The organism is Enterobacter sp. PGRG2, from assembly GCF_030291195.1.
In the GTDB taxonomy this organism is placed as follows: domain Bacteria; phylum Pseudomonadota; class Gammaproteobacteria; order Enterobacterales; family Enterobacteriaceae; genus Enterobacter_D.
The window spans coordinates 4,231,348-4,241,346 of the sequence record NZ_CP127837.1; the positions used below are offsets into that span (position 1 = coordinate 4,231,348).

Annotated in this window: 9 protein-coding genes; 6 read left to right on the top strand and 3 right to left on the bottom strand. The window is 57.4% G+C overall.

Annotation, left to right across the window (positions count from 1 at the left end; genetic code table 11):
- The first annotated feature begins 62 nt into the window (after positions 1 to 62).
- Genes celB through QRD42_RS18865 form a run of 3 tightly spaced genes read left to right on the top strand, consistent with a single transcriptional unit; the run spans position 63 to position 3,766 of the window.
- On the top strand, positions 63 to 1,382 hold the full coding sequence (celB, locus tag QRD42_RS18855) for a PTS cellobiose transporter subunit IIC (RefSeq protein WP_321987851.1): 1,320 nt from the start codon (positions 63 to 65) through the stop codon (positions 1,380 to 1,382).
- 3 nt (positions 1,383 to 1,385) lie between these two features.
- Entirely contained in the window at positions 1,386 to 2,345 is a 960-nt protein-coding gene (locus QRD42_RS18860; protein ID WP_321987852.1) for a N(4)-(beta-N-acetylglucosaminyl)-L-asparaginase, read from the top strand.
- Positions 2,342 to 3,766 (top strand): leucyl aminopeptidase family protein, encoded by a 1,425-nt coding sequence (locus QRD42_RS18865; protein WP_321987853.1) that lies wholly within the window; start codon positions 2,342 to 2,344, stop codon positions 3,764 to 3,766. Before QRD42_RS18860 ends, QRD42_RS18865 begins: the two co-directional genes overlap by 4 nt.
- 149 nt (positions 3,767 to 3,915) lie before the next feature.
- Here the strand turns inward: QRD42_RS18865 and QRD42_RS18870 are convergent, their stop codons facing one another.
- The 3 genes from QRD42_RS18870 to upp all read right to left on the bottom strand — a co-directional run bounded on the left by QRD42_RS18870 (position 3,916) and on the right by upp (position 6,725).
- Positions 3,916 to 4,617: a DnaA inactivator Hda gene (locus QRD42_RS18870; RefSeq protein WP_234007234.1), complete on the bottom strand. Its 702-nt coding sequence runs from the start codon at positions 4,615 to 4,617 to the stop codon at positions 3,916 to 3,918.
- 95 nt (positions 4,618 to 4,712) lie between these two features.
- Positions 4,713 to 6,002, bottom strand: a complete 1,290-nt coding sequence (gene uraA / locus QRD42_RS18875) for a uracil permease (protein ID WP_072569307.1) — start codon at positions 6,000 to 6,002, stop codon at positions 4,713 to 4,715.
- A 96-nt stretch (positions 6,003 to 6,098) separates the two neighbouring features.
- The gene (gene upp, locus QRD42_RS18880; protein WP_072569308.1) at positions 6,099 to 6,725 is read right to left on the bottom strand and encodes a uracil phosphoribosyltransferase; all 627 of its coding nucleotides are present in this window, start codon (positions 6,723 to 6,725) and stop codon (positions 6,099 to 6,101) included.
- A 233-nt stretch (positions 6,726 to 6,958) separates the two neighbouring features.
- On the opposite strand from upp, the gene purM reads away from it, so the two are divergent.
- From purM to QRD42_RS18895, 3 genes are all read left to right on the top strand, one after another.
- Entirely contained in the window at positions 6,959 to 7,996 is a 1,038-nt protein-coding gene (gene purM, locus QRD42_RS18885; protein ID WP_072569503.1) for a phosphoribosylformylglycinamidine cyclo-ligase, read from the top strand.
- Positions 7,996 to 8,634, top strand: coding sequence for a phosphoribosylglycinamide formyltransferase (purN, locus tag QRD42_RS18890; RefSeq protein ID WP_321987854.1), 639 nt, complete (start codon positions 7,996 to 7,998; stop codon positions 8,632 to 8,634). Before purM ends, purN begins: the two co-directional genes overlap by 1 nt.
- A gap of 139 nt (positions 8,635 to 8,773) precedes the next feature.
- Entirely contained in the window at positions 8,774 to 9,997 is a 1,224-nt protein-coding gene (locus QRD42_RS18895; protein WP_321987855.1) for a hypothetical protein, read from the top strand.
- Positions 9,998 to 9,999 lie beyond the last annotated feature (2 nt).

The following is a 9,999-nucleotide window of genomic DNA, read 5'->3' on the forward strand; positions in this document are numbered from 1 at the left end:
CTTCACTGATAATCCCCGGACCTTACCTGAATCACGTCGTCCGATCTTCTACGGAGTTCACAATGAACAATGTTCTGGGATTTCTTGAAGCAAAACTGATGCCGCTGGCGGCTAAAACGGCGCAGCAGCGGCATCTGGGCGCTATCCGCGGCGCCTATGTTTCCTTTATGCCGTTTATTATCGTCGGCTCCATCCTGCTGGTGATCTCATCCTTTCCCAACCAGACCTATCAGCAGTTTATGTCTCATGCCTTTGGCGAAAGCTGGAGCGCCATCATCGAAATCCCGTTTAACGCGGTGTTCTCCACCATGTCGCTGTTTATCAGCTTCCTGGTGGCCTACCGGCTGGCGGAGCATTACGGCGAAGATCGTCTCTCCAGCGGGATCCTTGCGCTGGTCAGTTTTCTGATCCTCACGCCCTTTATTAAAGTGGCGGAAAACGGCGGCATCACGGTGATCCCGGTGGAGTGGCTGGGCAGCAAAGGGCTGTTCGTGGCGATGATTGGATCGCTGCTGTGGACGGAGCTGTTCTGCTGGCTGAAGCGCAAAAACTTGGTGATCAAAATGCCGGAAGGCGTACCACCTGCGGTGCAGGAATCTTTCGCCGCGCTGATCCCGGCGTTGATCGTGATGATCCTCGTGCTCGGTATCCGCATTTTGTTTGAAAACAGCCACTACCACACCATCCACCAGTTTATTTACGAGGTGGTCGCCACGCCGGTGCGCCATTACGGCACCTCTTATTTTGGCGCGCTGATGACGGTCTTCAGCATTACTATTTTATGGTCAGTGGGCATTAACTCCGGCTCTATGGTCAACGGCATCATTCGCCCGCTGTGGATGGAAAACCAGACCGACAACATTGCCGCGATCCAGGCGGGCGCCACGCCGCCGCACATTATCACCGAACAGTTTTTTGACATGATCTGGATGGGCGGCGCGGGGGCCACGCTGTCACTGGTCATCGCCATGCTGATCTTTGCCCGCAGCAAAAACATGCGCGAGGTGGCGCGGCTGGGGGCCGGGGCCTCGGTGTTTAATATCAACGAGCCGATCCTGTTTGGTCTGCCGGTGATCATGAACCCGATCATGCTCATCCCCTTCAACCTGGTGCCGCTGGTGCTGGTTACCGTGCAGTACGCGGCGATGAAAATCGGCGCGGTGGCGGTCACCACCGGGGTGTTTATTCCCTGGACCCTGCCGCCGGTGATCAGCGGTTTTATCGTCACCGGTCATCTCAGCGGCAGCGTGATGCAGCTGCTTAACCTGCTGATCGGCGCGATGCTGTACCTGCCTTTTATGCGCATCCTTGATAAACAGTACCGCGCGGCGGAACTGATCGCGCCTGTGCAAACCGATTCAACACTGGCAAAACAGGAGTAAAGCATGTGGGGAATTATCGCAACCTGGCGAATGGCGCTGGAAGGGGTTACCGGGTCTGCCTCCGCGCTGGCGGCGGGCCAGCCGGTATCTGCGGCCGTGGTGGACGCGGTGGCCGCAGTGGAAGACTTTCCGCTCTATAAATCCGTCGGCTACGGCGGGCTGCCCACGGAAAATGGCGAGGTGGAACTGGACGCCGCCTACATGGACGGCGATACGCTGGCGTTCGGCGCGGTGGGCAATCTGGTGGATATCGCCAACCCCGTGCGGGTGGCCCATGCGCTGAGTCGCCAGCGCTATAACAGTCTGCTGGTCGGCCAGGGCGCGCGCGAATGGGCGCTAAATCAGGGCTTTGCCGAAAAAACCATGCTCACTGATCGCGCCATGCAGCACTATCGCAAGCGCTGCCGCGAAACGCTCGACAAAGGGCTTAGCCCCTATGACGGTCACGATACAGTGGGCGTTATCGGCCTGGATAAACGGGGGTCGATGAGCGTCGCCACCTCCACCAGCGGTCTGTTTATGAAAAAACGTGGCCGCCTGGGTGACTCGCCGATTATCGGCTCTGGCTTCTATTGCGACAGCGAAACCGGCGCGGCGACCGCCACCGGCGTCGGGGAAGATTTGATGAAAGGCTGTGCCAGCTATGAAATCGTCCGCCGCATGGCGCAGGGGATGACGCCGCAACAGGCGGCGGACTCGGTGGTTTTTGAACTGGAAGACAAGCTGATGTCGCGCTTTGGCCGCGCCGGAGATTTATCGGTGGTGTGCATGAACAATAAAGGCGAATTCGGCGCGGCGACCAATATCAAAACCTTTTCGTTTGTGGTCGCCACCGCCCGCCAGCCGCTGACGGTATTTCGTGCGGAGCGCCTGCGTGAAAAGACCCATTATCAGCCGGTGGATGAAGAATGGATGCAGGCCTATGCCGCGCGGATTCGCGCGCCGATAGAGGAGGATTTATGATCGCATGGCAATGTATTACTTCGCTCACGCAGGTACCGCCAGGCGGACAGCTCATCGCCCGCGTCTCCTGCCCTTTATTACCGGACACCCCGCTTATCAATGAAATGCGCGGGCAGCCGGAGATCGCCGATACCCGCTTTGGCTGCGCCCCTTTCGCGCGGGTGACACTGCTGCCGGACGCCCTCTGGCAGGAGAGCCTGACGGAAAGCCTGGTGAATGCCCTGCGCCCCTTGCTGGCGATACCGGGCAGCTCGCGGTTAATCGTCGATCTGACGGACATCAACGACACCACCCAGAAGCAGCTGCTGCGCTTTTTGTTTAATCAGGCGCACCGGCTGGACGATCTGGGACTGAAATCAAACCCGGCCACAAGGGTGCGTATTACCCATATCGATGCGCTCTGTCTGCCCGAACAACAGGCGAAACTTGAGGCGCTGATCCATCAGCAGCAGGCGATTGCCACAGGGATGATCGCCGCCCGGCGGCTGGCGGATCTGCCTGGCGATCGCTGTACGCCGCAGTTTGTGGTGGAGGAAGCCCAAAGACTGTGCGCCCCATTCCCTGCCCTGCGCTGCGAGGTGCTGGATGAAACGCAGATCGCGGAACAAGGGCTGGGCCTGTTACAGGCAGTGGGCCAGGGGGCGAGCTGTCCGCCACGGCTGCTCGTCATTCACTATGACGGCGCGGAAGATGCGCCGGTGCGCTGCTACGTCGGCAAAGGCATTACTTTCGATACCGGCGGCCTGTGGCTGAAAGACGGCGCGGGCATGTACACCATGAAATACGACATGTGCGGCGCGTCCGGTGTGCTGGGGCTGCTGCTGGCCGTGGCGCAGATGGCTCTGCCGGTGCGTATGATGGGCGTACTGGCGCTGGCGGAAAACGCGATTGGCCCTGATGCGATGCAGCCGGGCAGCGTGGCGCGCGCCTGCAATGGCATGACGGTGGAGATCAATAATACCGACGCGGAAGGACGGCTGGTGCTGGCGGATGCCATTGCCTGGGCTGCGCAGCGTCACCCGCAGGCGCGGTACATTATCGACATGGCGACCCTGACAGGCGCGGTGGTGAAAGCGCTGGGTTATGAGCTGAGCGGGCTGATGACGCAGCACGACCCGCTGCGCGAGGCACTGACCGATGCCGGGAAGCGCTGCGGCGATGAGGTATGGTCGCTGCCGCTGGATGCCCGTCTGAAAAAGCAGACCGACAGCGCGATAGCGGATTTATGTAATACGCCGACAAATAATGCCGCGATCAGCGCCTCCGCCGCCTGGCTGCTGCATCATTTCTGCCCGCCGGAAATTCCGTGGGCGCATCTGGATATCAGCGGCACGGCGCTGTGGCGGGAAAACGGCAGAAGCGTGGCGTCGGGCAGGCCGATCCCGCTGCTGGTGGAGCATCTGCTGGGGGATCTGGCGTGACATGTTGCCCGGTGGCGCTTCGCTTACCGGGCCTACAGAACTGCCTGAAATGGCGCAATATATTGCCCGGTGGCGGCTTCGCCTTACCGGGCCTACGTTTTACGGCGTAACTTGTAGGCCGGGTAAGGCGCAGCCGCCACCCGGCAAGGTTACAGCCTGAGGATTTCTTTTACGAACGGGATCGTCAGCTTACGCTGCGCGGTAATGGAGGCATGATCCAGCTGATCGAGGGTCATAAACAGCGTGCGCATTTCGCGGTCCAGCCGTTTTAACAGGAAACGGCCGACGTCTTCCGGCAACTCAAATCCCCGCAGGCGTGCGCGCAGTTGCAGCGCCTGCACTTTATCTTCGTCAGACAGCGGCTGCAGCTTATAGATTTGCCCCCAGTCGAGGCGTGAAGCCAAATCAGCTAATCGCAGATTCAGCTGGCGCGGGGGACGATCGCCTGTGATCAATAGCCGCGTTTTGCCTGATTCAAGGATGCGATTGTAGAGATCAAAGATCGCCATCTCCCACTCCTCATCCCCGGCGATGCATTCGATATTATCGATACACACCAGCGAAAGTTGCTCCATGCCGTCCAGCACTTCCGGCACAAACCAGGTGCGCTTATCCAGCGGCACGTAGCCCACCGCATCACCGCGGGCAGAGAGTTCCGCGCAGGCGGCGTGCAGCAGATGGCTGCGTCCCGCGCCTTCGCGTGACCAGAAATAGATGTATCCACTGTGATCCTGGCGCAAAACGTTTTGCACGGCAGCCAGTAAAGAAGGGTTATCGCCCGGCCAGAAACTGGCAAAGGTTTCGTCGTCAGGTAAATACAATGGCAGAGAGAGCTGCGCCGGTGTGTTCAGAGGGACCTCAACAGGGCTTACAGAAAACGCACTGAGTCTATCATAAAATTGCGCTGCGTTTGAACCGGGCATCACGCCCGGCTCAAACTCGTCGATCACTTCAGGCTGCTATCGCTGTCAGGCGCATCCAGCACCACTTCTTCCGGACGCAGCACGTTGATCAGCTTAAAGATCAGCGCCAGACCCACACCTACGATGGTCGCCAGCGCCATGCCTTTCAGCTCTGCCGCACCGATGTGCACTTTCGCGCCGCTGACGCCGATGATCAGGATCACCGAGGTCAGGATCAGGTTTTGCGCTTTGCTGTAATCCACTTTGGATTCAATCAGCACGCGAATACCGGAGGCACCGATCACCCCGTACAGCAGCAGGGAAACGCCGCCCATTACCGGCACCGGAATGATCTGGATCGCAGCCGCCAGTTTACCCACACAGGAAAGCAGAATGGCAATGATGGCCGCGCCGCCGATAACCCAGGTACTGTAGACGCGGGTGATCGCCATGACACCGATGTTTTCGCCGTAGGTAGTGTTCGGCGTCGAGCCAAAGAAACCGGAAATAATGGTGGAAAAACCGTTAGCAAACATCGAACGGTGCAGGCCCGGATCGCGGATCAAATCGCGCTTGACGATATTCGCCGTTACCACTAGGTGCCCGACGTGCTCGGCAATCACCACCAGCGCAGCCGGCAGAATGGTGAAGATGGCAAACCACTCAAAGCGCGGCGTGTAGAAGGTCGGCAGCGCAAACCAGTGGGCTTCGGCGATGGGCGTGGTATCCACCACCCCCATGACGAACGACAGTGCATACCCTGCCAGCACGCCGATCAGGATCGGGATGATCGCCATAAAGCCGCGGAACAGTACCGAACCGAAGACCGTCACGCCCAGCGTCACCAGCGCGATAACCACCGTTTTAGTATCCGCCGACTGCCCTTCTGGCGGCAGCAGACCGGCCATATTTGCCGCCACACCGGCCAGCTCCAGGCCGATGACGGCAACGATTGCGCCCATCGCCGCAGGCGGGAACATCACGTCCAGCCAGCCGGTTCCGGCTTTTTTCACGATAAAAGAGACGATGCAGAACAGCACGCCGCACATAATGAAGCCGCCGAGCGCCACTTCGTACCCCAGCGGCAACAGCAGCAGCACCGGGGAAATAAACGCAAAGCTTGAACCCAGATAAGCCGGAATTTTCCCTTTACAGATAAAGAGATAAAGCAGCGTCCCGATCCCATTAAACAGCAGCACGGTGGCCGGGTTAATGTGAAACAGGACTGGCACCAGCACGGTTGCGCCAAACATGGCGAACAGGTGCTGCAAACTAAGCGGGATTGTCTGTAAAAGCGGCGGTCTTTCACTCACCCCGATAGCACGGCGCGTCATAGTGTTTTCCTCTGAGTTGTGTTTGTTATTAACGAATGGCTTCTTTTATTCAAAAAAAAGCCGACTATCGAAGTCGGCTGTTTTTTATTTATTCAATTATTTGGTTCCGAAAATCTTATCGCCGGCATCGCCGAGCCCCGGAATGATGTATCCGTGCTCGTTAAGGCCCTGATCGATCGACGCGGTGTACAGTTCCACGTCCGGGTGCGCTTTTTCCAGCGCCGCAATACCTTCAGGGGCGGCAACCAGCACCAGCACTTTAATGCTGGAGCAGCCTGCTTTTTTCAGCAGGTCGATGGTGGCAATCATCGAACCGCCGGTTGCCAGCATCGGGTCAACCACCAGCGCCATGCGCTCGTCGATATTGGAAACCAGTTTCTGGAAGTACGGCACCGGCTCCAGCGTCTCTTCGTCGCGGTAGACCCCGACCACGCTGATGCGCGCGCTCGGCACGTTTTCCAGAACGCCTTCCATCATGCCCAGACCGGCGCGCAGGATCGGCACCACGGTGATTTTCTTACCTTTGATCTGTTCGATTTCCACCGGGCCGTTCCAGCCTTCGATGGTCACTTTTTCTGTAGCGAGGTCGGCGGTCGCGACGTAGGTCAGCAGACTACCCACTTCCGAGGCGAGTTCACGAAAGCGTTTGGTGCTGATGTCATTCTCACGCATCAATCCCAGCTTATGTTTGACGAGTGGGTGTTTCACTTCCACGATCTTCATACTCTTCTCCTTCCCCAGACAGTTAGCAGCCACAAAAAAAATCGCCGGATTATACCGCTTTTTGTCCGCGGCGCTACAGGTACTGTGTTGATCCCGATCAATCATAGCGGAAATGAGCCTGACTGAATAATCGCGCCTGCCCCCTAACAATGCACTCGCAAACGTTTGCCTGGGCTGTTAGAATTGCGCCGAAATTTATTTCTACCGCAAGTAAACGCGTGGGGACAGAAGCAGTGACCGATAAAACCTCTCTCAGCTACAAAGATGCCGGTGTTGATATTGACGCGGGTAATGCCCTGGTTGACCGTATCAAAGGCGTGGTGAAGAAAACCCGTCGCCCGGAAGTCATGGGTGGACTGGGTGGCTTCGGCGCGCTGTGCGCATTGCCGCAAAAATATCGTGAGCCAGTGCTGGTTTCCGGCACTGACGGCGTGGGCACCAAACTGCGTCTGGCGATGGATCTGAAACGCCACGACACCATCGGCATCGATCTGGTCGCCATGTGCGTGAACGACCTGGTGGTCCAGGGCGCGGAGCCGCTGTTTTTCCTTGACTATTACGCCACCGGTAAACTGGACGTGGATACCGCCTCAAGCGTGATCAGCGGTATCGCCGAAGGCTGTCTGCAATCGGGCTGTGCGCTGGTCGGCGGTGAAACGGCAGAAATGCCGGGCATGTACCACGGCGAAGATTATGACGTCGCCGGTTTCTGCGTCGGTGTGGTAGAAAAATCAGAAATCATTGATGGTTCAAAAGTGGCCGACGGCGATGTGCTGATTGCGCTGGCCTCAAGCGGCCCGCACTCAAACGGTTATTCGCTGGTGCGCAAAATTCTGGAAGTCAGCGGCAGCGATGCGGAAACCACTGAGCTGGAAGGCAAACCGCTTGCCGATCACCTGCTGGCGCCGACACGCATCTATGTGAAGAACATTCTCGAACTGATTGAGCACGTCGACGTTCACGCTATCGCTCACCTGACCGGCGGCGGTTTCTGGGAAAACATTCCGCGCGTGCTGCCGGATAACACCCAGGCGGTAATCGACGAAGCGTCCTGGCAGTGGCCAGCCGTGTTCAACTGGCTGCAAACGGCCGGTAACGTCAGCCGCCATGAAATGTACCGCACTTTCAACTGCGGCGTGGGTATGCTGATCGCCCTGCCGGCAGCAGAAGCGGATAAAGCTATTGAGCTGATGAATGCTAAAGGCGAAACCGCCTGGAAAATCGGCGTTATCAAAGCCTCCGATTCCGCCGAACGCGTGGTCATTGCGTAATGAAAAATATCGTGGTGCTTATTTCCGGTAACGGCAGCAATTTGCAGGCCATTATCGATGCCTGTAAGCAGAAAAAAATTAACGCCACGATCCGTGCGGTTTTCAGTAATAAGGCCGACGCGTTCGGCCTTGAACGTGCGCGCGAAGCTGATATTCCTGCGCACGCCCTGACCGCCGATCTGTTTGCCAGCCGCGAGGCATTTGATCGTGAACTGATGCAGGAAATCGACGCCTACGCCCCGGATCTGGTGGTGCTGGCCGGTTACATGCGCATTCTCAGTCCCGCGTTTGTGGCGCACTTTGCCGGACGTCTGATCAACATTCACCCTTCCCTGCTGCCGAAATATCCGGGGCTGCATACCCATCGTCAGGCGCTGGAAAACGGCGATACGGAGCATGGCACCTCGGTGCACTTCGTAACGGATGAACTCGACGGCGGCCCGGTAATTCTGCAGGCCAAAGTGCCGATTTTTGAGGGCGATACCGAAGCGGACATTACTGCCCGCGTACAGACCCAGGAACATGCGATCTATCCGCTGGTGGTGAGCTGGTTTACCGAAGGCCGCCTGGCGATGCGCGATAACCGCGCGTGGCTGGATGGCGTACCGCTTCCGCCGCAGGGCCATGCCTGCGACTGATCCATAAAACGCATCGCGGCATGAATTCCGCCCGCGATGCGCTTATTTTATTCACAGAATCAATAATAAATTCCAGTTTATTTTCACCTGCGCGGCGAGTAAAATTCGCGCTGGTTATTTTTCTCTGGAGCAATGGATTATGCTCAAAAACTTCCGCTTTATTCTCGCCACCTGGATTTTACCTGCCCTGCTGTTGTTTTACGCCTGCGGTCAGTTCATTCATATAAATAAATCACATGATAAAGTTGTATCTATTTATCAGATTTATGAAACTTCTACTGAAATTATCAAATCCTATATCTCTCCGCCGTCAAAACCGGATAAAGAATACCTGCAGCATAAAGCTAATGCCGAACTTTATGCCCAGTTCCCGCCGGAAATGTTCGCCTTTATGAAGGTGGTCACCGCCGAATGGTATTTGTCGATCTCAAGCATGGTATGCGCCCTGCTGTCGCTGTTTTGCGGCATTCTGGCCCAGCGCTTCTGCCTGCGCTGTCGGGATATGGTGGGCCACAGCGAAGATGGCGACGTCAGCCTGTTTAACTGGTTTCGTAACCTGCTCGGGTGGACCAGCGCGGCACAACTGTTATTTCTGATCCTGGCGCTGTTAACCATTATTGTTTTCGATATGCTGTGGTTCTCTTATCAGGTTAAGAAAAACGAAACCTGGGAGATGGTATATATCGTCGGCGAAACCCTGGCCGGATTTATTGGCGTGGTGCTGCTGTGTAATCTGGTGAAAGTCGCCGATTGCCTGCGCTTATTTACCATTCAGGCGCGGGTATTATGCGCTATTCCCCTCACTGAACAGGACGAGCCGCAATTATGGCAGTGGCTGCGGACGCTGTGTGCGGAACATGACGTCGCGCTGCCGGATAATATCGTGGTGGGCATGAACAGCGCGTATTACGCTACAGCCGAAATCCTGCAAATAAAAGGCGGGCCGCGGCTGACGGGCGTCACCCTGCACCTGCCGCTGCGTCAGATCGCCACGGTGAATAAACGCAGGCTGGCGGACGAGGTGCTGGCGGCACTGGGCGATATTAAAATCATCTCCCCTTACGATGAACAGGATCTACTGACGCCCTGGGCAAGCCTCGAACTGAACAGGCTGCATAGCGACGATCGGCTGAAACGTCATCCACTGGCCGACGCGCTGCTCAACCCGGCGCTGACGCTGTGCGGGCTGTTCCTCGGGCCGTTCAGCCTGGCGATTAATGAAAACGTGCAGGGGCAGCTCTGGACGCTCTCCTCGCTGACCATTAAAAACGACGCCGTACACGCCGCCGGGCTGTTCTCCAGCCTGCGCTATCTGGCGACACGGCTGGCGCAACAGCTGCCGCATGGCGGCATCAGCGCCTGATG

Excerpts from the sequence above, each read along its gene's own strand:
- QRD42_RS18895 (WP_321987855.1), top strand. The coding sequence starts at position 8,774 with ATGCTCAAAAACTTCCGCTTTATTCTCGCCACCTGGATTTTACCTGCC.
- QRD42_RS18865 (WP_321987853.1), top strand. The coding sequence starts at position 2,342 with ATGATCGCATGGCAATGTATTACTTCGCTCACGCAGGTACCGCCAGGC.
- celB (WP_321987851.1), top strand. The coding sequence starts at position 63 with ATGAACAATGTTCTGGGATTTCTTGAAGCAAAACTGATGCCGCTGGCG.
- purN (WP_321987854.1), top strand. The coding sequence starts at position 7,996 with ATGAAAAATATCGTGGTGCTTATTTCCGGTAACGGCAGCAATTTGCAG.
- upp (WP_072569308.1), bottom strand. The coding sequence starts at position 6,725 with ATGAAGATCGTGGAAGTGAAACACCCACTCGTCAAACATAAGCTGGGA.
- uraA (WP_072569307.1), bottom strand. The coding sequence starts at position 6,002 with ATGACGCGCCGTGCTATCGGGGTGAGTGAAAGACCGCCGCTTTTACAG.
- QRD42_RS18860 (WP_321987852.1), top strand. The coding sequence starts at position 1,386 with ATGTGGGGAATTATCGCAACCTGGCGAATGGCGCTGGAAGGGGTTACC.